The organism is Cyanobium sp. Copco_Reservoir_LC18 (assembly GCF_009834675.1).
Lineage (GTDB): Bacteria > Cyanobacteriota > Cyanobacteriia > PCC-6307 > Cyanobiaceae > Cyanobium > Cyanobium minutissimum.
Genome location: NZ_ASAC01000003.1, coordinates 1 through 22,610 on the forward strand (window position 1 = coordinate 1; position 22,610 = coordinate 22,610).

The window sequence follows — 22,610 nt, forward strand, 5'->3', positions numbered from 1 at the left end:
GATCCGCTCCTCGGTGGAGACGTAGGAGAACAGGGGGCCGGTCCTCTCCTGCTGGCCGCGCATCCGCTCAATGCCGTTGGGACATTCTCCCGCGGCTGGCTGGATATTTCAGCAGCCTCCTAAGGCGGACATTTGGCGGGAGGAGTATGAGCCGGAGGTGACACCGCAATGGCCTCAACGCAATCCAAAAATCATGGTATGTGAGATCAACTAGAACACTTGAACATAGATTACCATCCTGGGTGTATTGATGACTGGCTCAGCCTTCCAGTTCGACCATGGCATGTAGTTATAGCTACAATCTCGATAATTGATTAATTTGCAGTTGCAGTAGTAGGTGGTATGAAGTAGTCATATATATGGATCCGTGAAAATCTAAACTTCGATCCATGAAGGATTCCATAAGGGTTTTTGTCGCGTCCGTCTCGTGCCAACTGTTTGCCCTGCTTGGACCGTTAAGGCAATCTCGCGGGGCGGAGATGGGGTATAGTCTGGAAAGACCGAAACAAACAACAACTTACATGACAGATTTTATTTATGATCTTGTGAGTGCTGGTCAATTCTCGTCCACCGATAAGATCTTTGCCCATCACTATGAACATACTTATGCTAGGCATCTCGAGCGATTTCGTGATCAACAGAACTTAGGTGTGTTGGAGATTGGATATGGGAGCGGTTGCGGAGTCAAGTTCTGGACTACAGTTTTTCCGGGATGCCACCTGTACTGTTTCGATAGAGATGTTGAATTGATAGATAATGTCAATAATACTGTTATTAAAGTCGACCAGTCTGATCTTGGAAGCCTTGAGGCCGGGATCGATAAGATATCTCGACAAATTTCCATTATTGTTGATGACGGCTCTCACATGCCAGCGCATCAGTTAACCTCGTTGACGTTTCTCTTCGAAGGTTTATTGGCTCAAGGAGGTGTTTATATCATAGAAGATATTGAAACATCGTATTGGCGCAGAGGTAGTATCTATGGATATAGTGTTGCATATGGGCTCCACGATCCATGGTCAACAATTGAGGTGTTAAAGCTGGCCGTAGACTATGTTAATCGAAGATTTCTTTCTCCAGAAGATAAAAGTCTAATTGAATATCGTCTTTTGGCCGTAGGCTTAGATCCTGCTACTGTTCAGAATTTTGAAAGTATCGAATTTTCGCGTAATTGTGTTGTGATTACCAAGCGAAGCGTTGATAATCTGGATGATCACAATTATCCGCACCAAGAGGCAATCCGCAGGTTTTAATGGATGTTTACACCTCGCCAACTTATTTTGACTTGATGGCTTTGGCCGAGTAAAAATGTTGTGAGATTATGGATTGAAGATATTTCTTCCGTGTACACAATGAAAATGATTATTGATGTAGCGCCTGAATGCAAAAGGATTCAAAGTTTCGGACATAGTCGACACGGTTAAAGACAAGATGCTTCTTGCGCAAGATATCAGCTTTAAGCTCTTGACGTCTCGCTGAATTCTGAAGGAGATCCGTGGCCAGTTCAATGTATTCGCTCCAATTATCTGCAATTGGAGGATCTGTAAGTTGCATTTCTCGATAGCAGCTTGCAACAACTCTAGAGCGCAAGAACTTCCCCTCAATTGTAACTATCGGGGTGCCTACGAAGGAAGCCTCAAAAAAAGTGATTCCACTACCGTAGTATATCGGATCGAGCAAGAGATCAATGCAGTTGCATAATGAATGATACTCAGCTCGATTCATTAAGGCATGCGTGACCATCCGTTCACGAACAAGGGGCGCGTTGCGTTCAAGCCGGTCGATAAATCTTTTCGTTCGCTCAGGTATTCTGTCCTCAACAAAGACGAAACCTAGCTCAGGATTCATTTTTGCGATTTCCTCAAGAATGAAATCAAAGTCTGGATGGAGCTTATGTAGGCTTTGGAGGCATCCAACTAAGAGCCCCTCAGGCGGAAGAATAAAGTACTCTCTGGGAAGCTTATATAGGGTTAATGTGTCGTCAAGAAAACAACATGGAACCCCTCCAGGCATCATGACTAATTCTTCCGTATACAGCCTGCTTGCGTCCGGAGGCTCAAGCCCTTCGCATGAGATATAGTAATCAATTTCTTCTATCCCAGATGTATGTGGGATTCCCCACCCAGTGATTTGGATTCGAGCAGACCTGAGAAAAGGAATAAGATAGTCATACGCATTCATTCCTAGATCTGTAAAGTAGAGCATATCAAGATCAAGTGAGCAAAGGCAATCAGAGATTTCTTGAAGGTTATTGGATAGCTGGATAGAATGTTCGCATAACGAATCAAGTCGGTCACGTGTGCCATCTTTTTGTGATAGTGATGTATGTATGAGATAAATCTCAAAAAGCTCTCGATTGAGGTTGCGAATCAATCCTTCAAAGGCAAAGCAATTGCTGTGTGTTGAAAAATAACTAGAAAGGAAGCCTATCTTAATGCGCTGAGATCTTCTCGGATTCTGTTCTTTCGGCTGTATATTGCTTGTCCTGTTCGCAGGAAGGAAGGCATTTGCAAGTCTTCTGGCAAGTCGTATATAACGCTCTATGATAAGCTTATCATCTTTATCATGGTAGGCAAGATAAAAAAGATGGGGGATTGATTCATTCTGAGTATCTAGTACTAGTGTAGACGCTGATTTCTCGGCTAGATTAAGGCCATGTACAAATCTCTTTCTTGCTTGCTCGATCTCATTTGCAGATAATGGAATGCTGGGAAGAAGCAGAAATCTTGAGAGAAAAAGCGAAGTAGACGTAGGGTCAAGTGCAAAAGCTTTGCAAAAGTAATCTCTAGCAGCATTGGTTTCTGATAAGGTGTAATGTACCAACGCAATTCTGCGCAAATCGGCTAGACAGTCAGGGAGAATCTTGAGGGCAATCTCAAAATATCTCAATGCGAGGGTGAAGTTGTTTCTTCGCATCATGACTACTCCAAGATTCGAGTATATCTTTTGATTTTTGGGCTCAAGATCTAGAGCTTTGCCAAATGTCTTGATTGCGGAAACATGGTCATTGAGATTTGACTGTATTTCTCCATAAAGAATAATCGCAGAGGTATCTGAAGGCGAGTACGTGAGATATTCGCTCAGCGCATCTAGTGCATCTTGCTCATGATTAGATGCATGAAGCGCCTTGGCAAGACCATAGAAAAGTGGCCAATTCTTAGGACATCTCTGAGTCAACCTAGTATAGATTTCTATAGCAATTTTTGGATCGGACAATGCAAGATGGGCTTCTGCTTTATTAATCAGAGCAGGAACATATTGATCGTCTTGTTCAAGGGCCTGGGAGATGAACTTAAGTCCAGCCTTGATGTGCCCCAGCTGGAGAAGGCATCCTCCTATGTTCGTGTTAGCTTTTAGCCGATACTCGCTATGATGCTTTAGAGTGACTAGGAGGGGAATCGCGTCAGTATACTGCTTATTCTCATACAGCTTTTTGGCTTCTTGATAGAGAGTAAAAAGCTCTTCTTTATCCATTATGAAGATATTCAAAGTGGCTCTGACTGTAGACTATCGGAAATCTCGTTAGTTGTCATCGACTAAATGATATGAGCTGTTTCGGCGCGAATAGACGTCATGAAATGTCAATGCTTTCAGAAGTGGATGAAAAGACTGAAGTGATACAAGAGATCGAGGTTGTATGACAAACATGTCAATGCTCAAAAAAAAGCGGAGGAATGACCTCCGCAATGACCATAAAGGAAGATTTATCGGTGCTTAACCGAAAGCACAAGTCATTGAGCCGATGTTTGTAGCTGTACCACCAACGATGGTGACAGTGGCTTTCGTGTTTGTAGAAGTAGAGGTCACCCCCAAGCAGCGGACCCCGTTAGCGCCGGCGGTAAAGGTTTTCTCAACTGTCCCTCCTGCTGTCGAACTGCAAGTCACACCAGCACCAGTGGGGGTAGCTCCTACGCCTCCAGAAGCGATGAATGTTGCACATTCCTTTGCCAAGCCAATTGCTTCACCAACCGCAGCACCGGCGGAGGCGGCCGCCCGGGCTCCCAAGAAGTTGGGAAGGGCTACGGCGGACAGAATGCCAACGATCGCCACCACGATCATTAGCTCAATCAGGGTGAAGCCTTGGGCCGCCTTGGACTTTTTCTCGCGCAGGCTGCGCATAAGCGCAAGTTTGGTCTTGCTGGAGATGTTCATGGGAGAGGCTGAGCAGCTCGTGACTCTCAACACTTTAAGCAACTGACGGCCGAAAGTCCACGGGATGGGCGATAGGAGGTGGGTTGACGGCCTGTTACAGCTCCTAAGGTTGAGATCCCCTGCACCCGCTGGCATCTGCAGGCATCTGGCCCTTCGTACGCGGATCAGGATGGGGCCTCTTTCATTGTCTCCTACGATCCGGTTGGAGCGGTGTATTGCCGAGGTCTAATATCCCTCTAATGAAACTGATGGTCTTTTCTAGGCTTCTGGGATCGTCCCGAGGTTCTCCAGGCGCGTTTTCGATCCGCCGGCGCCTGCTGGGGCTCAGTCTGCTGGCCGTTCTGGGTGGCTATGCCCTCCTGATCGGGGCCACCGCCCTGCTGGCCAGCCAGGAGCGACGTGACCAGCACCGTGCCACAGTCGCCAGCGTGCGCCAGGTGCTTCTCTCACGCCGGCCCGTGCCAGGCACTCTGGACGAGATCAGCGATGCCCTGGCAAGACTGGTCAGCCCCAACTTCCTTGGCTGGGTCGAAACCGAGCAAGGCGTTCCCTATGGCGCGGCCGACCAGATCCGGCTGTTCTCCATTCCTACCGGTGTTCCCCTGGCGCGACTGCCGGCTCAGCGGAACGGCTACGGCCAAGTGGCAGTTCTGCAGTTCCGAGGGCTCACCTATCTCACCAGCTCAGAAGAGATCCATCTCGGGGCTGGCACGGTGCGCCTTCGCTTCCTGGAGGACATCACGCCCAAGCTGGCTCAGCAGCGGCTGCTGCTGACGCTTCTGATCGTGGCCGCCGGCCTGGCCACCCTGTTCACGGGCCTGCTGCTGCGGCCGGTGCTGGTGCGGGGCCTGGCCCCCCTCCATGATCTGGGGCTGCGCATGCAGGCGATCAGTTCCGACACCCTCGACAGCCAGCGGGTGCTGGTGGCGGCCCAGCCCCGGGAGCTGGCACCGATCGCCGTGGCCTTCAACGATCTGCTGGATCGTCTCTCGGCCTCCTGGGAGCGCCAGCGGGGCTTCGCCAATGGGGTGAGCCATGAACTGCGCACCCCCATCAGCCTGATCCGCAACTACGCCGGCCGCCTGCGGCGCCGCTCTCACGGGCTCACGGAGGAGGAGGCCGCCCAGCTGGCCCTGATCGAGGAGGAGGCGGGCCGGATGGGGAAGCTGGTGACGGATCTGCTGGCCCTCACCCGCATTGATGCCAACCGCACCTTGATGCCCTTCGAGCCGTTCGATGTGGCCCAGGCGATCGAGCGGGTGGCGGAGCGGCTGCGCTCGCGCTGCCACGGTCGCCTGCGGATCTGCCCCGGTGCCACCCAGGGCTCACGCACCTTCGCGCTCGGCGATGCCGACCGCTTCGAGCAGTGCCTAGCGAATCTGATCGAAAACGCCCAGAAATACGATCCCAGTGGCGGCCCGATTCAGCTGCGGCTCGATGCCAGCCTTGATCGTGTGGTGGTGCATGTGATCGATGCCGGCCCGGGCGTTCCCGACCGCGAGAAGACCCTGATCTTCGAGCGTTTCGGCCGGGGTCGCCACACCGGCGCCATCCCCGGCAGCGGCGTGGGTCTGGCGGTGGTACGGGCCCTGATGGAGGCGATGGGGGGGAGCGTGACGGTGGCGGATGGGCCGGAGGGGGGAGCTGATTTCCAGTTGCGCCTCAAGGGCGCGGCTCCCCTTCACGGAGCATGAAGCCGACGCCGCGCACCGTCTGGATGAGGGTGGGAAGCCCCTCCGGTTCGAGCTTGCGGCGCAGATAACGGATGTAGACGCCCAGGAGGTTTTCGTCGCCGAAGTGGTTTTCGCCCCACACCTCCCGCAGGATCTGCTCGCGCTCCACCACCCGGCCGGTGCCGCGCAGCAGGCAGAGCAGCAGGTCGTACTCGCGCACGGAGAGGAAAATCGCCTGCCCCGCCCGCATCACCTCCCGGGTGGCGGTGTTCACGGTGAGGTCGGCGCAACGCAGCAGATCGGATTCCGCCACGCCGCGCCAGTAGGCGGTGCGGCGCAGCTGGGCGCGGATCCGGGCCAGCAGCTCCTCGATCGAGAAGGGTTTGAGGATGTAGTCGTCGGCGCCGGAATCGAGTGCTTCGACACGGTCGCGGATGTCGTCGTGGCAGGTGAGCATCAGCACGGGGGTGATGTCGCCGCTGGAGCGCAGCCGCCGGCAGATCTCGACGCCGCTGAAGTCGGGCAGCGTCCAGTCGAGCAGTACCAAGTCGGTGCGGGCGTCCCTCAGGTGCATCAGCGCCCCCTGGCCGTCCTCGGCTTCGGTGACGTCGTAGCCCTCGCAGTTGAGTTCCCCGGCCAGGAACGTGCGCATCCGCTGGTCATCCTCGACAACCAGCAGCCGCGACTTGGATGGGGCCTCCGCCATTCTCAGCGGGGCGGCCCTTCCTTCAGCATGAAGCCGACACCGCGCACCGTCTGGATCAGGGTGGGCTGGCCGGCCGGCTCAAGCTTGCGGCGCAGGTAGCGGACATAGACATCCAGGAGGTTGTCGTCGCCCAGCCAGTTCTCACCCCAGAGGGCATCGAGGATGGCGCGCCGCTCCTGCACCTGATTGGGGTGGCGCAGCAGATGCATCAGCAGATCGAACTCCTTGGCCGTGAGGTGAATCGACTCACCGCCCCGGGCCACTTCCCGGCTGGCGGGATTCACCTCCAGATCGGCCATCCGCAGGACACCGCCTTCCTGCTCATCGATGCCGCTGCGACGCAGACGGGCCCGCACCCGGGCCAGCAGTTCCTCGATCGAGAACGGCTTGATCAGGTAGTCGTCGGCGCCGGAATCGAGCGCCTCGACCCGTTGCTGCACCTCATCACGGGCGGTGAGCATGAGCACGGGGGTGGAGATGCCCCCCTTGCGCATGCGCCGGCACACCTCGACACCGCTGAAATCAGGCAGATTCCAGTCGAGGAGCACCAGATCCCAGGTCTGGCTGCGGATCCGGCCCAGGGCCTGCTGACCGCAGGCCGCTTCTTCACACTCGTAACCCTCGACCGCCAGCTCGGAGGTGAGGAAGCCGCGCATTTCAGGGTCGTCGTCGACGATCAGGAGGCGGGCGCTGGTCATCTGATCGGGAAGGCTGAATGACGCTCGGCCACGATGGAAGTCAGCACTCTGGAGTTGAGTGGCGCATATGATGCACATTATACCAGCGTGAGAATTCACCTGCAAGCACACGTGCGGGCTCTCTTGCAACTCGGTTCAAATCCATTGCTTCGCTGCCAGCTTCCGGTTGATCCGGTGAGTACGTACCGAAGCGGGAACCGCGGCCCAGCTTGACGCCCGCGCCTTCAGAGGCATAAATTCCGCCGGATTTCATGGCCGCCAGCGATGGCCGCCCCACGGATCGGCGGCCACGTAAGGCAGTCTCGCTGATCCCGCAGCCGCCATATCGGCAACCCCTGAGGTTACTCTTCTGGCGAACCCGATCCCCGTCTGTTTCAGTACAGATACCCACGAATCCTGGCCGTGACAGTCAACTTGTGATACGGAAGTCCTCTGGTAAGGCCGACCGGATCGGACCGCCCCCCGGAGTCGGTGGATCCACCCTGGCGCAGCGCATGGCGCGCTGGGGCCTGGTGATCGTGGTCGTCTACGGGCTGATCGCCCTGGCCACCCCGCTGCTGGTGCACGGGGGTCTGCTGAGCGATCCCAATGCGGGCCTGGAGAATCCGATCTACGCGCCGCCTTCCTTCGGCCACTGGTGCGGCACCGATCGCCTCGGCCGTGACGTCTGCGTGCGCACCCTCTCCGGCAGCAGCGTGGCCCTGCAGGTGGTGCTGAGCGCCCTGGTGCTGGCCCTGGCCATCGGCGTTCCCCTCGGGATGGTGAGCGGCTACCTCGGCGGCGGGGTCGACCGCCTGCTGGTGCTGCTGATGGACACCCTTTACACCCTGCCGGTGCTGCTCCTCTCCGTTGTCCTCGCCTTCCTGCTGGGCCGAGGGCTGCCCAACGCCGCCGCCGCCCTCTGCGTGGTCTACGTGCCCCAGTACTTCCGGGTGGTGCGCAACCAGTCGGCCCAGGTGAAGGCGGAGCTGTTCATCGAGGCGGCCCGCTCCCTGGGGGCCGGCCCCGCCTGGATCCTGCGCCGCTACCTGTTCCGCAACGTGATCACCTCCGTGCCGGTGCTGCTCACCCTCAATGCCGCCGACGCGGTTCTGGTGCTGGGGGGGCTCGGCTTCCTCGGCCTCGGCCTGCCGGAGACGATCCCCGAGTGGGGCAGCGATCTGCAGCAGGCGTTAACGGCGTTGCCAACCGGCATCTGGTGGACCGCCCTGTTCCCGGGGCTGGCCATGTTCGTCCTGGTGCTCGGCTTGTCGTTCCTGGGCGAGGGCCTGGAGAACTGGCTGAGCGGCGTTCCGGCCGCCGCGCGCGACTGAACGCCCCCGGGCCGGCACCGAAGGCCTGGGGTAGCGTTCCAGGGAAGCGTGGTTCCGGCGATGCCCTGGTGGTTGGATCTGGCCCTGCTGGCCCTGGCCGTTGCCCTCTGGCAGAAAGCTGGCAACACGCCCGACGACGTCTGGAGCGTCTTCCAGAAGTTTCTGTCCTTCGTGGCGGTGGTGGTGGTGCTGCTGGGCGGCCGCCAGCTGCTGCTGGAGATCCTGGCCCTCGCGCTCACCTTCTGGCTGCCGAGCGCCTCCCGCTTCGACGGTGGCCCCCTCAACAGCGAAGTCGCACGGTCCGCGGAAGCTCCTCGAGGATGGCGCCTTCGGGGCTGAGGGCCGGATAGGGCCGCCCCTCGTGCCGGCACCAGGCGGCCACCTCCGGGTAGGCCCATTCGAACAGCAGCCGGGCGTACTGCTCCGGCGCCAGCCCTTCGCCCCGGGTCGGCAGGCAGCCCTTCGCCTGCCGCTGCCGCAGCGCCTCGAACAGCAGGATCGCCGTCGCCACCGACACGTTGAGCGACTGCACCATGCCCACCATCGGAATCACGATCGCCTGGTCGATCGCCGCGGCCGTCTCCTCGCTCAGCCCCCACTTCTCCGCCCCCAGCACGAAGGCCGTGGGCCCGGTGAAGTCGCAGTCGCGGTAGTCCACCGCCCGGGCCCCCAGGTGGGTGCCGTAGAGCCGGAAGCCATCGGCCTTCAGCCGGTCGATGGCGTCGCTGCTGCGCCCGTGCCGGTGCAGCGCCACCCACTTCTGACTGCCCAGGGCCGTGCTGTTGAAGGTGGGCGTGCGCCCGGGGAGGCTGACGGCATGGGCTTCGAGCACCCCCACCGCATCGCAGCTGCGCAGGATCGCCGAGAGGTTGTGGGGCTTGTCCACCTGCTCCAGCAGCAGCGTCAGATCCCCCATGCGGCGATCGAGCACCGCGCACAGGCGCTCGAAACGGCGGGGCAGCAGCGGCATCGGTGCTCAGCGGCGGTCCATCACTCCAGCACCCGCCCCGTCAGCAGCTCCGCCACCGCTTCGCTGATCGGGGCGTCGCCCGCGCCCTCGGTCCCGGTCTCGAAGACCGTGAACCCCGGCATGGCGTTCACTTCGAAGATCACCCATCGCCCGTCCGGCGTCAGCCGCAGGTCGATGCCGGCCAGCCCCAGCCCCATCCGCCGGCAGGTGTGGCGGCAGCGCTGCGCCACCTCCTCCGGCAGCGGCTGCGCCATCAGCCGCGGCGCCGCGCCGCCGGATGCCGGCAGGCGGTAGTCGACCGCCTCGCTCTCGATCCGGCAACCGAACACCCGCTCCCCCACCACGTGGACACGGTGGTCGACGCCCGCGATCCGCCGCTGGAACTGGGTCGGACACCAGGACAGCAGCGCCAGCCGCGGGTCGTTCTCCCCGTCGAAGCGACGCACGCGGCTGCGGTTGCTGCCGACGGCCTTCACGATCACCTCCCCGTGCCGCTCGCGGAAGGCCAGGGCCTCCGCGGCCGAGGTGGTGACCAGGGTGGGCGGCACCTCCCAGCCCCAGCGGCGGAGCCAGCGCAGCTGGGCGGGTTTCGAGGCGCAGATCGCCGCCGCCGAGGGGCGGTTCAACACCAGCGCCGGTGTCAGATCCAGCCAGCTCTGCAGGGCATGCTCCGCCACGGGGTCGAGGCCCGCCGCCGCACCGGTGGGCCGCACCAGCACCGCGCTGATCTCCGCCTGCCAGCGCCGCAGCTCCGCGGGCCGGAGTCCCGCGCTCCAGGGGCCGATCCGCGGCGCCACTCCCCGGCGGCGCAGGGCCACCGCCACCCCCTGCAGGACCGGATCGTTCACCGCCCCCAGCAACAGCACGCTCATCGGGCTTCCTCCCGCGTCTCCAGCAGCCGATCGAGTGCGTCCATTTCCGCCGCTCCCATTCGCTTCAATCCCACCCGCGCCTGGACGAGGGCCCGTTCCGCTCCCTCTCCCTGGAAGTGGAAACTGGCCATCTCCTGGCCGGCCCCCGCAGAGAGCCGGCGCGCCCAAGCCGCCTCCCCGTCTGCCCCTGCACCGATCACCGTGTCGCCGACCAGGGTCACGAGCCGGGTTCCGCCTGGATCCGGGCCCCGCTCCCGCACGGGAATGCCGCAGCCGGAGGCGTGCGCTGCCCAGTGGGACCAGCCCCAGTTGCGGCCACAGAGGCAGCCTGGACTGGGCCGATCGATCACCGGGCAGCCCAGCCCCTCCAGCCAGGCCAGCAGGAAGGCGGTCATCTCGGCGGCCACGAACGGCCGTCGGGGGGGCTGGATCCAGGTGAGCTCCAGCGGATCCACCTGCACCAGCCGCGTCAGCACCGCGCTGATCGCCCCATCAGGCCGGTCCACCCCCTGACAGGCCCAGCGCCCTTCCCCGGGCTTCTCCACCACCAGACGCCACCCCGGCTGCGAAAGGTCGCGCGGGGTCAGCAGAACGGCCCGGGGTGCCCAGGCCGCCTGCAGGCGGCGAGCGTCGCCGTCGTGGGCGCTCGCCAGGATCACGCGCAGGCCCGTCAGGGTTCCGGGGACACGAAGGAGTCGCCCGCTGCCGCTCCGCCCGAGAGCGCATCAATGCTGCGGGCCATCAGGCTCAGACCGTCCTGGAGCCGTTCCAGTGTGGCCCTCAGGTCAGGATCCGCCACCGCCCCGGCGATCGGCGGCACCGGCCCGGGGGGCACCGGACCCGGCAGCACCTCGGGCAGGGACGGCAGCGGGCGTCCCGGGAAGGGGATCGGGTTGGTGTTGTCGATCAGGGGCTTGAGGTCCCGCACCGGGGATGGCAGGCGGAACAGGGCGCTGCCGGTGGCCGTGGGCAGGGCCACGATCAACTGGTCGAAGTCCCTGCCGCTGTTGTTGGCGGGTGGCGCGGGTGGCGGCGCGAAGGAGAAGTTGTTGGGCAGGAACGTGCCCCGATGTTCGGGCGTCAGCAGCACATCAAAGCTCTGCCCTTGGAAGGTGCGGGTGGTGATCTCGATCTCCACGAAGCCGCGGAACTCCACCGAGTCAGGCAGATTCGACAACGTCACGTTGGGTTGAAGAATCACCAGGGCGGTGTCCCTGGCCGGAACCCTCACGCTCAGGGTGAAGCGATTGGGATCGGCGGTTGCGGTCAGGGGCCCGAAGGAATTGCCTCCCGTCACGTCGGTGACCTGAACGGTCTGCGCCAGATTGATGGCTGGCGTGGTGGCATTGAAGGTCAGCAGAAAGGTCAACGAGGTTGTTGACGGGTTGGCAATCGTCAGAAAGTAGCCTTGAAGGATTCCCCGTGCGGCCCCGGGGACGCGCACCAGAGGTGGATTGGCCGGTGTGGTGGCCTTGAAGAGGAGCTCAAAAGTGGAAACAAGCATGATCGTTGGATTCCAGACAGTGAGCTGACAACTGCCGTCTGCCGAACGTTGTCAGGAGTGGACAGATGCAATGTATGCCGTTGAACACAGACCCCCTGTCTTTGCCCGCATTCCTTGCTGTGATTCGCGTGACATCAAGTTGCTTGATGAGTTCCATGGCTCCGTAGTCCGGATTCCACGGCGACTAGTCTGTGCTCCATGCTTCGGCACGCCGTGTCCTTCCACCCTTCAGAAGCCGCCACTCCCGCCGCGCCCCTTTCCTTCGACCAGCGCGTCTACGCGATGGTGGCCCACATCCCCGCCGGGCAGCTGGCTACCTACGGCCAGGTGGCCGAGCTTATCGGGGCCTGGGGCTGCGCCCGCCAGGTGGGCTGGGCCCTGCGGCGCCTGCCCCTGCCCTCCGAGGTCCCCTGGCAGCGGGTGGTGAATGCCCAGGGGCGGATCGCCATGAGCCCCGGCCGCGAGGGCAGCGACTGGATGCAGCGGGAGCTGCTGCTGGCCGAGGGGATCGCCGTGGCCCCCGACGGCCGCCTGCCCCTGGCCCGGCACCGCTGGCATCCGCCCGCCGCGCTGCTGCCGGCGGCCGGAGACGCCTGGCCCCCCTGAGCCCCCGTGCCCACCCCTGCGCTCCTGTACAAAGGATGGAACCGTCCCGGGAGCCCGCCGATTCACGCCAGCGACGTCGTCCCCGGCCTGGCCTCCCGGCAGCTGGCCTGGCAGGTGCTGCAGGCTGTCGCGGCCGGGGCCTACGCCGATGCCGCCCTGGAGCGGGAGCTGGCCTCCCTGGCCCGCGCCGGCGGTGGTCTGTCGCCGGCCGACCGCGCCCTGGCCACCGAGATCGCCTACGGGGCCATCCGCCAGCGGATCCTGCTCGACGGCTGGATCGATGCCCTCGGCAAGGTGAGCGCCCAGCGTCAGCCCCCGGCCCTGCGCTGGCTGCTGCACGTGGGGCTCTACCAGCTCCTGTTCAGCGACCGGGTGCCGGCGGCGGCGGCGGTGAGCACCACGGTGGCCCTGGCCAAGCGCGCCGGCCTGGGCCGCCTGGCGCCGGTGGTGAACGGCCTGCTGCGCACCCTGCTGCGGCGGCGCGAACGGCAGCCCGGCGCCGGAGCCTGTCTGGAGCCCTGGGACGGGCTGCCGCTGCCGGCCGACCCCGCCGCCGCCCTGGCCCTGCGCCGCTCCCTGCCGTCCTGGCTCAGCGCCGGGCTGCTCGACTGGCTGCCGCCGGAGCGGGCCGAGGCCTTCGCCCTGGCCTGCAACGCGGTGCCCCCCCTCGACCTGCGGGTCAATGGCCTGCGCACCAGCCGGGAGGCCCTGCTGCTGCGCTTCCAAGAGGCCGGTGTGGCCGCCCGCGCCCTGCCCGGGGCCCCCCATGGCCTCACCCTGCTGGAGCGGGTGGGGGACCCCCGCGAGCTGCCGGGCTACGGCGAGGGGCTCTGGTGCGTGCAGGACCGCAGCGCCCAGGCCATCGCCCCCCTGCTCGACCCCCGGCCCGGCCAGCGCATCCTCGATGCCTGCGCCGCCCCGGGGGGCAAGAGCACCCACCTGGCCGAGCTGATCGGTGACCGGGGCGAGGTGTGGGCCCTGGATCGCTCCGAAGCCCGCCTGCGGCGGCTGGATCGCAACGCCGAACGGCTGGGGCTCACCACCATCCGTTCCCTGGCCGCCGACGCCACCGGCCTCGGGGAGCTGAAGCCCCACTGGCGGGGCCATTTCGAGCGGATCCTGCTGGATGCCCCCTGCTCGGGACTCGGCACCCTGGCCCGCCACCCCGACGCCCGCTGGCGGATCACCCCTGAGGCCATCGACGGGCTGGTGATCCTGCAGCGCCAGCTGCTGGAGGCGATGCTGCCGCTGCTGGCCCCCGGCGGCCGGCTCCTCTATGCCACCTGCACGGTGGAACCGCGCGAGAACAGCGCCCTGATCGCCGCGCTGCTGGCGGCCCATCCGGACTGGAGCCTGCTGGAGGAGCGTCAGTGGTGGCCCACCCCTGCGGCGGCGGAGTGCGGTGGCGGCGACGGCTTCTACGCCGCCCTGCTGCGGGGGCCGGACACCGCCTAGGGCGGCGGCGGGGCGGCGACGGGGGGCGGTGGCGGCAGGGGGGCGGCGGGCTCCGCCGGCGGCGCCGGCGGCGGGATGGCCGCGTCGCGGGAGCGGGGGGCGGCGACGGGATTGTTCGGGGGTGCCGTCTGGGTCGGATCGGCCTGGGAGGGCGGCTGCTCGGTGGGCGGCTCCCGGTCGGGGGGAGTGAGGCGGCTGGGCTCCTGATCCGGCGCCTGCCAGCCCGGGGTCTCGCGGCTGCCGCTGTCCTGGGGCCGGGCATCGCGCTCGGTGCTCCTCTTGCCCGGCACCGGCTTGAAGCTGCCGGTGAGGGTCGGCTTGGGGGGGAACGCCTTCACCGGCATCCCCTTGGTGACCGGTTCCATGAAGGTCCGCCAGGCGTAGGTGGCCAGCACGCTGGTGGTGCCCGTCTCGCGGTTGTTGTCGTACCCCAGCCAGACGCCGGTGGTGAGCTGGGGGATGGAGCCGATGAACCAGAGGTCCCGACCCCCCTCGGAGGTGCCCGTCTTGCCGGCCACCGCCCGGTCGGCCAGGGCGGCGCCGCCGCCGGTGCCGCCCCGCACCACCTGCTGCAGCATCCAGACCATCGCATCGGCGATGTCGCTGCTCACCGCCCGGGTGCCGCGGGGGCCGTTGGCCCGGCGCGACCAGAGCAGTTCCCCCTCCGGCCCGTAGATCTCCTCGAAGGGCAGCGGCTGGATGTAGACGCCGCGGTTCACCAGCGCCGCATAGGCGGCGGTCATGTCGAGCACCGTCTGTTCATTGGCCCCGATCGCCATCGACAGGTAGCGGCCCAGTTCCCGGTGGATGCCGAGGCTCTTGGCGGTGGCGATCACCGGGTCGTAGCCCAGCTTCTGCAGCAGCCCCACCGCCACGATGTTGAGGGAATTCTGCAGGGCGGTGGCCAGGCTCACCCGGCCCATGTAGCGGTTGCCGAAGTTCCTGGGGCAGTACTTGCCGAAACAGCGGGCCGAATCCAGCACCGTGTCCTCCGGCTTCATCCCCAGCTTGAGGGCCGTCAGGTAGACGAACAGCTTGAAGGTGGAGCCCGGGGAACGCAGCGCCTGGGAGGCCCGGTTGAACTGGGTCTTCTCCCAGTCCTTGCCGCCCACCATCGCCCGCACCAGCCCCGTGCCGGGTTCCATGGCCACCAGGGCCCCCTCCATGCTGCCGGTGGCGTAGGAGTCGATCGTTTTCTGGGCCTCCGCCTGCCAGGCCGCATTCAGGCCGCTGCGGATCGTGAGCCCGCCCACCTCCAGCTGCTCCTTGCTGAGCACCTTGGGCAGTTCCTGTTCCAGCCAGCTGGTGTACCAGGGAGCCGGGTTGTAGAAGAACTTCGGTTCCGCCGGCTTCAGTGCCAGGGGGGCGGCCTCGGCGCGCCGCAGCTGTTCATCGTCGATGAAGCCGGCCTCACGCATGCGCTGCAGCACGATCGAGCGCCGCCGCAGCGCCACCTCCGGATTCACCAGCGGCGAATACACCGAAGGGGCCGGCGGCAGGCCGGCGATCAGGGCGGCCTCCGGCAGGGTGAGCTGGTCGGGACGTTTGGAGAAGTAGATCCAGGCCGCATCGGAGACGCCGTAGGCGCTGGAGCCCAGGTACACGTAGTTGAGGTACTGCTCGAGGATCTGCTCCTTGCTCAGCTGGCGCTCGATCTTTCCGGCCAGGGCCGCTTCCTTGAGCTTCCGCATGATCGTGCGGTCCTGGCTCAGGAACACGGTGCGGGCCAGCTGCTGGGTGATCGTGCTGGCGCCCTCCTCCACGGCCCCCTGCTGGAGGTTGCGCAGCACGGCGCGGCTGATGCCGAACAGGTCGATGCCGTCGTGCTGGTAGAAGCGCCGGTCCTCGGCGGCCACGAAGGCGCGCTGGATCAGCAGCGGCATCTTGCCGGCGGGCAGTTTCTCCCGGGTGGCCGGCCCCTTCTTGAGCACCACCTGGCCGTCGGAGGAGAGGATCGTGATCGTCCCCGGCCGGTTGAAGCTGGTGATGCGGCCCGCATCGGGCAGCATCCCGTCGAGGGCGCGCACCAGCGTGGTCTGCCCCAGGGCGACGAGCCCGCCCACGGCGGTGGCCGCCACGGCCGGGGCGAGCAGGCGCCAGCCGGAGCTTCTGGAAGGGCGGCTGGGCGGAGGCTCACCGGGCTGCCGCGGGCCGGTGGTGGCCGTGGACAGGCCCACCCTGGTCATGGCAGCGGTGCCGTCAGCGCAGCGATAGGGGTGAGGTCACTGTGGCCGATCGCCAGGGCGGTGACAAGCATCCCCAGCACGAGGAACGGCTGGGCGCTGGCCTGGTACTTCACATCGAAGGCGACGGGATCACGCAGCAGCCAGATGTCCTGGAAGGTGATCTGGGGGATGATCAGCAGCACCAGGAGCACGGCGGCGAAGTGCTGGCCGATGGCGATCAGCACCGCCACCATCGCCAGCTGGAAGATGTCGATCATCCCGGCGCTGATCCAGCTGGCCCGCTGGACTCCGAACACCACCGGCAGTGATTGCAGTCCCAGGGCCCGGTCCCCTTCGACGCTCTTGAAATCGTTGACGACGGCGATGCCGAGCCCCGCCAGGCTGTAGGCCAGGGTGAGCAGGGCCGTGGTCCAGGTGAGCTGGCCGAACAGGGCCTGGCCGGCCCACCAGGGCAGGGCGATGTAGCTGGCCCCCAGGGCATAATTGCCGAGCCAGCCGTTCTGCTTCAGCTTCAGCGGTGGCGCCGAATAGATGTAGCTCACGAACGAGCCGCCCAGGGCCAGCAGCAGCAGCACCGGGGTGCTGTGGCCGGCCCAGACATCCAGGCCCCAGGCCACCGCCAGCCCGGCCAGCAGCAGCACGATGATCTGGAGGCGCACCTGGTCGAGGGGAATGGCCCCGGAGGGAATCGGCCGGTAGGGCTCGTTGATCGCGTCGATCTCGCGGTCGTAGTAGTCGTTGATGGTCTGGGTGTAGCCGGCCAGCAGCGGCCCGCTCATCAGCATGCAGGCCACGGAGGCCCCCACCTCCGGCAGGGTCCAGTGAAAGTTGCCGGAGGCCGCCGCGCCGCAGATCACCCCCCAGATCAGGGGGATCCAGGTGACGGGCTTCATCAGCTGCAGCCGGATCTTCCAGATGTTGGAGGTGCCGGCGGCCCCCTTCATCCCGAGCAGTTGACGGGCGCCACCGGAGACGCCTGGGGAGCCGGCGCTGGGTTCGGGGCTCTGGCTCATGGGTTGGGCCGTCTCAGGCAGGGGTGATCTCGTCGTCGAAGAACCAGGTGGTGGTGCCGCCGCTGAGCTCCACCACCACACCGATGCCGGTGCCGTCGGTGACACGGAAATCCTTCACCGTGCCGGTGGCATCGGCCTTGAGGGCGGCCACCAGATCGGCCGGAATCCGATCGCGCACGCGGGTGACCCGCACCTTCGAACCGATGGTGATGCCAGCCTGGGTCATGTCCGGCGCGATTAGAAAGTCGCGCAACCCTAACAGCGAACCCGTGGTAGCCAAGCGGATCATCCCCTGTCTCGACGTGGCCGACGGCAGGGTGGTGAAGGGGGTCAATTTCGTCGGGCTGCGCGACGCCGGCGACCCGGTGGAACTGGCCTGTCGCTACAGCGCCTCCGGGGCCGATGAGCTCGTCTTCCTCGACATCGCCGCCAGCCACCAGGGCCGCGCCACCCTCGTCGACATGGTGCGCCGCACCGCCGAGGCGGTGACGATCCCCTTCACGGTGGGTGGCGGCATCGTCAGCGTCGAGGGCATCACCGAGCTGCTGCGGGCCGGCGCCGACAAGGTGAGTCTCAACTCTTCGGCGGTCCGCAGCCCCGAGCTGGTGACGGCCGGCGCCGACCGCTTCGGCTGCCAGTGCATCGTGGTGGCCATCGATGCCCGCCGCCGGCCTTCCGCCGGTGAGGAGCCTCCCGGCTGGGATGTGTTCGTCAAGGGGGGGCGGGAGAACACCGGCCTCGATGCGGTGGCCTGGGCGCGGCGGGTGGTGGCCCTCGGGGCCGGGGAGATCCTGCTCACCTCCATGGACGGGGACGGCACCCAGGCGGGATACGATCTCGCCCTGACCCGGGCGGTGGTCGAGGCGGTGGAGGTGCCGGTGATCGCCTCCGGAGGCGCCGGCTGCATCGATCACATCGCCGAGGCCCTCGAGGTCGCCGGTGCCTCGGCCGCCCTGCTGGCCTCCCTGCTCCATGACGGGGTGCTCACCGTCGAGGAGATCAAGACCGACCTGCTGCGCCGGGGCCTGCCGCTGCGACCCCTGCTGACGGGCCTGGCAGTGGGTTGAGCAGCCCGGGCCGCGGCGATCGCACCGCTTGCTTCACTCGCCGTAACATTGGGAAACGTTCGTGGTTCGTGGTGCATCGGTGAACGCCTTCCTGCTGCTGCCGACGCCCCTGTTCACCGTGATCGCGCTTGTGGTGGTGCTGGTGGTGATCGCCCTGGTGGCCTGGGCCCTCCAGCTGATGCAGGCCGCCACCGACCGCCGCGAGTTCTCCCTGATGCTGGCCGGCTGCATGGTGTGCTCGGCGGCGGTGGGCCTGGCCACCGTGATGGTGCTCACCTTCACCAGCCCGGTGCGGCTAGAGGCCCGTGGTCTGGCGGCTCCCGAGCCGGAGCTCTCCGGCGTCAGCCTGGATGCGATCGTGCTGCCCTGGGACGACTCCCTGACCCTGCAGGGCGAGGGCTGAGGCCCTATTCCGCCGTCCCCCGTTCTGCCCGATTTGGCCACCGTTGATCCCCGGCAGATCAGCGATCTGTTCGACACCATCGCCCCCCGCTACGACCAGCTGAACGACCTGCTCAGCCTGGGACTGCACCGGCTCTGGAAGCGGCAGGCCCTGCTCTGGTTGGGCCCCCGCCCCGGCCAGCGCCTGCTCGACCTCTGCTGCGGCACCGGCGACCTGGCCCTGCTGCTGGCTTCCCGCGTCAGGCCCGGCGGGCTGGTGCTGGGCCTGGATGCGGCCGCCGCCCCATTGGCCATCGCCGAGCGCCGGGCGGCGCGCCAGCCCTGGCTGCCCCTGCAGTGGCGGCAGGGGGATGCCCTGGCCACGGGCCTGGCCGATGGCTGGGCCGACGGGGCGGTGATGGCCTACGGCCTGCGCAACCTGGCCGATCCCGCCGCCGGCCTGGTGGAGCTGCGGCGCCTGCTGCGGCCCGGCGGGCGGGCGGTTGTGCTGGATTTCAACCGGCCCGACCCCGCTTCAGCCCCGGCGGCCTTCCAGCGCTTCTACCTGCGCCGGCTGGTGGTGCCGGCCGCCCGTGCCGTGGGTCTGCCCGAGCAGTACGCCTGGCTGGAGCAGAGCCTGGCCCGCTTCCCCACCGGTCCGGCCCAGGAGGACCTGGCCCGCGCCGCCGGCTTCGCCGCGGCCCGCCATCGCCCCCTGGCCGGCGGCCTGATGGGGCTGCTGGAGCTGCAGGTCTGAGGCCCCTCCGGCGGCCTGGCCGCCGTGATCGCCGATCACCGATCTGGCAGCATCAAGCCGACTTCCCTGCCGTCCTGGCCCGTACCCGACCGGCGCACCATGCTCTTCCAGGACATCATCGCCAGCCTCAACCGGTTCTGGGCCGACCAGGGTTGCCTGATCCTGCAGCCCTACGACACGGAAAAGGGCGCCGGCACCATGAGCCCCCACACCGTGCTGCGGGCGATCGGCCCGGAGCCCTGGGCGGTGGCCTACCCCGAGCCCTGCCGGCGTCCCACCGACGGCCGCTACGGCGACAACCCCAACCGGGCCCAGCACTACTTCCAGTACCAGGTGCTGATCAAGCCCTCCCCGGACGCCATCCAGGAGACCTACCTGGCTTCCCTCGAGACCCTCGGCATCCACGCCGCCGACCACGACATCCGCTTCGTGGAGGACAACTGGGAATCCCCCACCCTCGGCGCCTGGGGCGTGGGCTGGGAGGTGTGGCTCGACGGCATGGAGGTGACCCAGTTCACCTATTTCCAGCAGTGCGGCGGGATCGACTGCCGGCCGGTGTCGATCGAGATCACCTACGGCCTGGAGCGGCTGGCGATGTACCTCCAGGATGTGGAGAGCATTTGGGACCTGCGCTGGAACGGCGAGCGCAGCTACGGCGACATCTGGCTGCCGTTCGAGAAGGGGCAGTGCACCTACAACTTCGAGGCCTCCAACCCCGAACGCCTGCTGCAGCTGTTCGCCCTGCATGAGGCCGAGGCCGCCGATCTGGTGGCGGCCGGGCTGCCCGCCCCGGCCCTCGACCATGTGCTCAAGTGCAGCCACACCTTCAACCTGCTGGAGGCCCGCGGCGTGATCTCGGTGACCGAACGCACCGCCACCATCGGCCGCATCCGCCACCTGGCGCGGCAGGTGGCCGAGGCCTGGCTGGAGGAGCGCCGCGCCCTGGGCTTCCCCCTGCTGGACGCCCCGCCGGCGTGAAGCGCACCCTGCTGGTGGCCGTGCTGGTGCTTGGCGCCTTCCAGGCCGGCCGCCTCACCGAGCGGGCCATCTGGCCCTGCCGGCTGCGGCCCCTGGCCGCCCTGGTCGCGCCGCTGCTGGGTCAGGAGCTCCCCAGCCCCCAGCTCTGTGAGCTGATGCTCAAGCTGCCGAGTTTCTGAGGCTCAGGGCGCCGTGGGCGTGGGCTCGGTGGTCGGGGCGGTGGCCACCGCCAGGCCCCGGGGGGCGCCGCCGAAGAAGACTTTCACCCCCACCTCGATGCCGTTCTGGTACGTGGCGAATGCGTTGGCAGGGTCGCCGCCGTTGGCCCAGGTCAGGCCCATCAGGCGCCAGGACAGGTTCAGGTCGGTGTTGTCACCGATGGCGTAGCCCAGGCCCACCTGGGCGTTGCCGCTGAGGTCCTGCTGGCCGGCCAGGCCGAAGCCGCCGATGTCGCCGCGGGCGAAGGCCCGCAGGCGCGGCGACAGGAACACCGTGGCCTGGGTGCCCACCAGCGGCTGCACCCAGGTGCGCTGGAAGTCGCGCGTGGGCTCGAGCAGGGTCCGCCCGAAGGGCCCCTCGACGCCGGCCGCCAGACTCAGCTGGCCGGAGATCAGCCGCACACCCGCATAGGGAATCACCGTCACAGCGCCGGGCCGGCCGAGGGCCGATTCCCGCTCGCCGAACCGGTAGCGCACGGCGAGATCGTAGATGCCCAGTGTCTGGCCCACGCTGGCGCTCGCGCCCAGGAATTGTCGGCTGGGGAGGTCCAGACGTCCCGACTGGTCGGCCAGGCTCACGTACCAGAGATCGGCCTGCAGCCCCAGCCGGCCCTTCTCGATGCTGCCGCGGGCGGAGGCGTTGAAGCGCAGGGCGTCCAGGATCTGCCCCAGCCCCAGGTCGACATCGGCCTGGCGGCCGCGGATCGTGGTGAAACCGGTGGTGCGCAGCGGTGCGAAGCCGTACAGCTCGACGGTGCCGCTCCAGGCGGGGTCGGGCACCGTCTCCGCCGGGGCTGTTCCCGCCGCGGCCGGCGGCGCCTGGGCCACGGCCGGGGCCGGTGGCGGCAGTCGCAGCTCCTGGCCGATCCAGGGGGCCTCCGGTGCCCGGCCCCGGGCCGGGTCGGCCAGGCTGGCCGCCGGCCCCAGGACCGGCAGCACCAGGGCCAGGCCGGCCAGGACGGGCAGCGGGAGGGGCGTGGGCGCGTTCATGGGGTAGGGAAGGTTGGTCAGGACGTTCAGGCCCGGTGGCTGGTGCGGGGATGTTCGCCGAACAGGCCGCGGTAATCGCGGGCGAAGTGCCCCGCGTTCATGAATCCCCACGCGGCGGCCAGCTCGGCGATCGTGGTGGCCCGGGGATCGGCCGCCAGCAGGGCCTGCCGCACCCCGTGCAGGCGGCGGATCTTGAGGTAGGCCATCGGACCCATCCCCAGGTGCTCCCGGAACCCCTGCAGCAGGCTGCGCCGGCCGACCGCCACCTGGCGGCAGAGCCCATCGAGGCTGATCGGTTCCTGGGGATGCTCCGCCATCCAGGCCTGGGCCGCCTTCACCAGCTCGATCCGGGCCGGCGGCCGGGCCAGCCGCTCGCCATGGCCGGTGCGGTGCACCAGGGCCTCCACCAGCAGGGGCACCAGATCCCCGCCCAGCCGCCGGCGGAGCGCCGGATCCGCCATCAGGGCCGGCGACCGCTCGGCCAGGCGGAAGATCCGGCCCAGGCAGGCCCTCACCCCCTGGAAGCGCAGCGGATCGATCGCCTCCCAGTTGACACCGTCCAGCGGCTCCTCCAGCCCGGGTCCGCCCAGCTCGCGGGCCCACCGCAGGAACCGGTCCCGCTCCAGGCTGAGCACCGCCAGGCTGCAGCGCTCGGGGGTGGTGAGGTGGATCTCACCGCCTGCGGCCAGGCCGAAGAACGCCGTGGCCGGCAGCTCCAGGCCGTGGGAGCGGATCACGGGGCGGCCCGGGGTCTCCTCCAGGTCGAGGGCGATCAGCTGGCGGCCGGCGGGTTTGGCCCCACCCCCGTGCAGGGGCCGATCGAGGTGCAGCCGCAGGACCTGGAGCTCACCCAGGTCGATCGCCAGGAGCTCACTGCTCAGCAGGCCTCCGGCCAGCTGGGTGAGCTGCACGGGCAGCAGGGGGTTGAGCACCCCCTCCAGACGGGCGATGTCCTGGACGGAGCGGGAGACGGGGGCGGCGGAAGCGCACTTTCTGAGTGTTCGGATCGTTCCGCTCTGTGCATCCTTTGGGGGCGTGTCCTCCGGATCCGTGGCGACCGTCACGTGACAA

Annotated in this window: 24 protein-coding genes; 11 read left to right on the forward strand and 13 right to left on the reverse strand. The window is 65.8% G+C overall.

The window, feature by feature from the left end:
• Positions 1-389: 389 nt before the first annotated feature.
• Positions 390-1,253, forward strand: coding sequence for a hypothetical protein (locus tag L107_RS00195; RefSeq protein ID WP_159815901.1), 864 nt, complete (start codon positions 390-392; stop codon positions 1,251-1,253).
• A 109-nt stretch (positions 1,254-1,362) separates the two neighbouring features.
• Here L107_RS00195 and L107_RS00200 read toward each other — a convergent pair whose 3' ends face one another.
• Positions 1,363-3,474: a glycosyltransferase family 41 protein gene (locus L107_RS00200; protein ID WP_159815902.1), complete on the reverse strand. Its 2,112-nt coding sequence runs from the start codon at positions 3,472-3,474 to the stop codon at positions 1,363-1,365.
• 240 nt (positions 3,475-3,714) lie between these two features.
• Positions 3,715-4,152, reverse strand: a complete 438-nt coding sequence (locus L107_RS16835) for a type II secretion system protein (protein ID WP_304523528.1) — start codon at positions 4,150-4,152, stop codon at positions 3,715-3,717.
• 248 nt (positions 4,153-4,400) lie between these two features.
• Here L107_RS16835 and L107_RS00210 point away from each other — a divergent pair, with 248 nt between their 5' ends.
• Positions 4,401-5,846, forward strand: a complete 1,446-nt coding sequence (locus L107_RS00210) for a sensor histidine kinase KdpD (RefSeq protein ID WP_236550414.1) — start codon at positions 4,401-4,403, stop codon at positions 5,844-5,846.
• Here L107_RS00210 and L107_RS00215 read toward each other — a convergent pair.
• Complete coding sequence (locus L107_RS00215; protein WP_159815904.1) at positions 5,815-6,531, reverse strand: response regulator transcription factor; 717 nt, start codon at positions 6,529-6,531, stop codon at positions 5,815-5,817. The two genes, L107_RS00210 and L107_RS00215, sit on opposite strands and share 32 nt — an antisense overlap.
• Before the next feature lie 2 nt (positions 6,532-6,533).
• Positions 6,534-7,229 carry a response regulator transcription factor gene (locus L107_RS00220; RefSeq protein ID WP_106220558.1) on the reverse strand — a complete coding sequence of 232 codons (696 nt, stop codon included), beginning with the start codon at positions 7,227-7,229 and terminating at the stop codon, positions 6,534-6,536.
• Positions 7,230-7,723: 494 nt separating this feature from the next.
• Here L107_RS00220 and L107_RS00225 point away from each other — a divergent pair, with 494 nt between their 5' ends.
• Entirely contained in the window at positions 7,724-8,542 is an 819-nt protein-coding gene (locus L107_RS00225; protein ID WP_159815905.1) for an ABC transporter permease, read from the forward strand.
• 60 nt (positions 8,543-8,602) lie between these two features.
• Positions 8,603-8,881: a hypothetical protein gene (locus L107_RS00230; RefSeq protein ID WP_159815906.1), complete on the forward strand. Its 279-nt coding sequence runs from the start codon at positions 8,603-8,605 to the stop codon at positions 8,879-8,881.
• Here L107_RS00230 and trmH read toward each other — a convergent pair.
• Genes trmH through L107_RS00250 form a run of 4 tightly spaced genes read right to left on the reverse strand, consistent with a single transcriptional unit; the run spans position 8,823 to position 11,753 of the window.
• Positions 8,823-9,512 (reverse strand): tRNA (guanosine(18)-2'-O)-methyltransferase TrmH, encoded by a 690-nt coding sequence (gene trmH / locus L107_RS00235; RefSeq protein ID WP_159815907.1) that lies wholly within the window; start codon positions 9,510-9,512, stop codon positions 8,823-8,825. The two genes, L107_RS00230 and trmH, sit on opposite strands and share 59 nt — an antisense overlap.
• 20 nt (positions 9,513-9,532) lie before the next feature.
• Positions 9,533-10,384 (reverse strand): RimK family alpha-L-glutamate ligase, encoded by an 852-nt coding sequence (locus L107_RS00240; protein ID WP_159815908.1) that lies wholly within the window; start codon positions 10,382-10,384, stop codon positions 9,533-9,535.
• Positions 10,381-11,043 (reverse strand): hypothetical protein, encoded by a 663-nt coding sequence (locus L107_RS00245; RefSeq protein ID WP_159815909.1) that lies wholly within the window; start codon positions 11,041-11,043, stop codon positions 10,381-10,383. The genes L107_RS00240 and L107_RS00245 overlap by 4 nt, the downstream gene beginning before the upstream one ends.
• Positions 11,044-11,054: 11 nt before the next feature.
• Positions 11,055-11,753 carry a hypothetical protein gene (locus L107_RS00250; RefSeq protein ID WP_159815910.1) on the reverse strand — a complete coding sequence of 233 codons (699 nt, stop codon included), beginning with the start codon at positions 11,751-11,753 and terminating at the stop codon, positions 11,055-11,057.
• Positions 11,754-12,086: 333 nt separating this feature from the next.
• On the opposite strand from L107_RS00250, the gene L107_RS00255 reads away from it, so the two are divergent.
• Both L107_RS00255 and L107_RS00260 read left to right on the forward strand, forming a co-directional pair.
• On the forward strand, positions 12,087-12,494 hold the full coding sequence (locus tag L107_RS00255; protein ID WP_159815911.1) for an MGMT family protein: 408 nt from the start codon (positions 12,087-12,089) through the stop codon (positions 12,492-12,494).
• 24 nt (positions 12,495-12,518) lie between these two features.
• Positions 12,519-13,949, forward strand: a complete 1,431-nt coding sequence (locus L107_RS00260) for a 16S rRNA (cytosine(967)-C(5))-methyltransferase (RefSeq protein ID WP_159816075.1) — start codon at positions 12,519-12,521, stop codon at positions 13,947-13,949.
• Here the strand turns inward: L107_RS00260 and L107_RS00265 are convergent.
• From L107_RS00265 to L107_RS00275, 3 genes are read right to left on the reverse strand one after another with little or no spacing between them, the layout of a single operon-like run.
• On the reverse strand, positions 13,946-16,135 hold the full coding sequence (locus tag L107_RS00265) for a transglycosylase domain-containing protein (protein ID WP_159815912.1): 2,190 nt from the start codon (positions 16,133-16,135) through the stop codon (positions 13,946-13,948). The genes L107_RS00260 and L107_RS00265 overlap by 4 nt on opposite strands.
• A complete protein-coding gene (chlG, locus tag L107_RS00270) occupies positions 16,132-17,148 on the reverse strand; it encodes a chlorophyll synthase ChlG (protein ID WP_159815913.1) in 1,017 nt (338 codons plus the stop codon). Before chlG ends, L107_RS00265 begins: the two co-directional genes overlap by 4 nt.
• Positions 17,149-17,161: 13 nt before the next feature.
• On the reverse strand, positions 17,162-17,374 hold the full coding sequence (locus L107_RS00275) for a DUF2862 domain-containing protein (RefSeq protein ID WP_159815914.1): 213 nt from the start codon (positions 17,372-17,374) through the stop codon (positions 17,162-17,164).
• A 43-nt stretch (positions 17,375-17,417) separates the two neighbouring features.
• Here L107_RS00275 and hisF point away from each other — a divergent pair, with 43 nt between their 5' ends.
• From hisF to L107_RS00300, 5 genes are all read left to right on the forward strand, one after another.
• Positions 17,418-18,215, forward strand: coding sequence for an imidazole glycerol phosphate synthase subunit HisF (gene hisF / locus L107_RS00280; RefSeq protein ID WP_159815915.1), 798 nt, complete (start codon positions 17,418-17,420; stop codon positions 18,213-18,215).
• Positions 18,216-18,294: 79 nt separating this feature from the next.
• On the forward strand, positions 18,295-18,618 hold the full coding sequence (locus tag L107_RS00285; RefSeq protein ID WP_159815916.1) for a hypothetical protein: 324 nt from the start codon (positions 18,295-18,297) through the stop codon (positions 18,616-18,618).
• Between the two features lie 33 nt (positions 18,619-18,651).
• Positions 18,652-19,353, forward strand: a complete 702-nt coding sequence (gene ubiE, locus L107_RS00290) for a bifunctional demethylmenaquinone methyltransferase/2-methoxy-6-polyprenyl-1,4-benzoquinol methylase UbiE (RefSeq protein ID WP_159815917.1) — start codon at positions 18,652-18,654, stop codon at positions 19,351-19,353.
• Between the two features lie 99 nt (positions 19,354-19,452).
• Positions 19,453-20,331 carry a glycine--tRNA ligase subunit alpha gene (gene glyQ / locus L107_RS00295; RefSeq protein ID WP_159815918.1) on the forward strand — a complete coding sequence of 293 codons (879 nt, stop codon included), beginning with the start codon at positions 19,453-19,455 and terminating at the stop codon, positions 20,329-20,331.
• A complete protein-coding gene (locus tag L107_RS00300) occupies positions 20,328-20,510 on the forward strand; it encodes a hypothetical protein (protein ID WP_159815919.1) in 183 nt (60 codons plus the stop codon). The genes glyQ and L107_RS00300 overlap by 4 nt, the downstream gene beginning before the upstream one ends.
• A 3-nt stretch (positions 20,511-20,513) precedes the next feature.
• On the opposite strand, the gene L107_RS00305 is transcribed toward L107_RS00300, so the two are convergent.
• Both L107_RS00305 and L107_RS00310 read right to left on the reverse strand, forming a co-directional pair.
• A complete protein-coding gene (locus tag L107_RS00305; RefSeq protein ID WP_201295752.1) occupies positions 20,514-21,539 on the reverse strand; it encodes a hypothetical protein in 1,026 nt (341 codons plus the stop codon).
• A gap of 26 nt (positions 21,540-21,565) precedes the next feature.
• The gene (locus L107_RS00310) at positions 21,566-22,603 is read right to left on the reverse strand and encodes a helix-turn-helix domain-containing protein (protein WP_159815920.1); all 1,038 of its coding nucleotides are present in this window, start codon (positions 22,601-22,603) and stop codon (positions 21,566-21,568) included.
• Positions 22,604-22,610 lie beyond the last annotated feature (7 nt).

Coding starts and splice junctions, on each gene's coding strand:
- L107_RS00195 (WP_159815901.1), top strand. CDS start 390: ATGAAGGATTCCATAAGGGTTTTTGTCGCGTCCGTCTCGTGCCAACTG.
- L107_RS00200 (WP_159815902.1), bottom strand. CDS start 3,474: ATGGATAAAGAAGAGCTTTTTACTCTCTATCAAGAAGCCAAAAAGCTG.
- L107_RS16835 (WP_304523528.1), bottom strand. CDS start 4,152: ATGAACATCTCCAGCAAGACCAAACTTGCGCTTATGCGCAGCCTGCGC.
- L107_RS00210 (WP_236550414.1), top strand. CDS start 4,401: ATGGTCTTTTCTAGGCTTCTGGGATCGTCCCGAGGTTCTCCAGGCGCG.
- L107_RS00215 (WP_159815904.1), bottom strand. CDS start 6,531: ATGGCGGAGGCCCCATCCAAGTCGCGGCTGCTGGTTGTCGAGGATGAC.
- L107_RS00220 (WP_106220558.1), bottom strand. CDS start 7,229: ATGACCAGCGCCCGCCTCCTGATCGTCGACGACGACCCTGAAATGCGC.
- L107_RS00225 (WP_159815905.1), top strand. CDS start 7,724: ATGGCGCGCTGGGGCCTGGTGATCGTGGTCGTCTACGGGCTGATCGCC.
- L107_RS00230 (WP_159815906.1), top strand. CDS start 8,603: ATGCCCTGGTGGTTGGATCTGGCCCTGCTGGCCCTGGCCGTTGCCCTC.
- trmH (WP_159815907.1), bottom strand. CDS start 9,512: ATGCCGCTGCTGCCCCGCCGTTTCGAGCGCCTGTGCGCGGTGCTCGAT.
- L107_RS00240 (WP_159815908.1), bottom strand. CDS start 10,384: ATGAGCGTGCTGTTGCTGGGGGCGGTGAACGATCCGGTCCTGCAGGGG.
- L107_RS00255 (WP_159815911.1), top strand. CDS start 12,087: ATGCTTCGGCACGCCGTGTCCTTCCACCCTTCAGAAGCCGCCACTCCC.
- L107_RS00265 (WP_159815912.1), bottom strand. CDS start 16,135: ATGACCAGGGTGGGCCTGTCCACGGCCACCACCGGCCCGCGGCAGCCC.
- chlG (WP_159815913.1), bottom strand. CDS start 17,148: ATGAGCCAGAGCCCCGAACCCAGCGCCGGCTCCCCAGGCGTCTCCGGT.
- L107_RS00275 (WP_159815914.1), bottom strand. CDS start 17,374: ATGACCCAGGCTGGCATCACCATCGGTTCGAAGGTGCGGGTCACCCGC.
- glyQ (WP_159815918.1), top strand. CDS start 19,453: ATGCTCTTCCAGGACATCATCGCCAGCCTCAACCGGTTCTGGGCCGAC.
- L107_RS00305 (WP_201295752.1), bottom strand. CDS start 21,539: ATGAACGCGCCCACGCCCCTCCCGCTGCCCGTCCTGGCCGGCCTGGCC.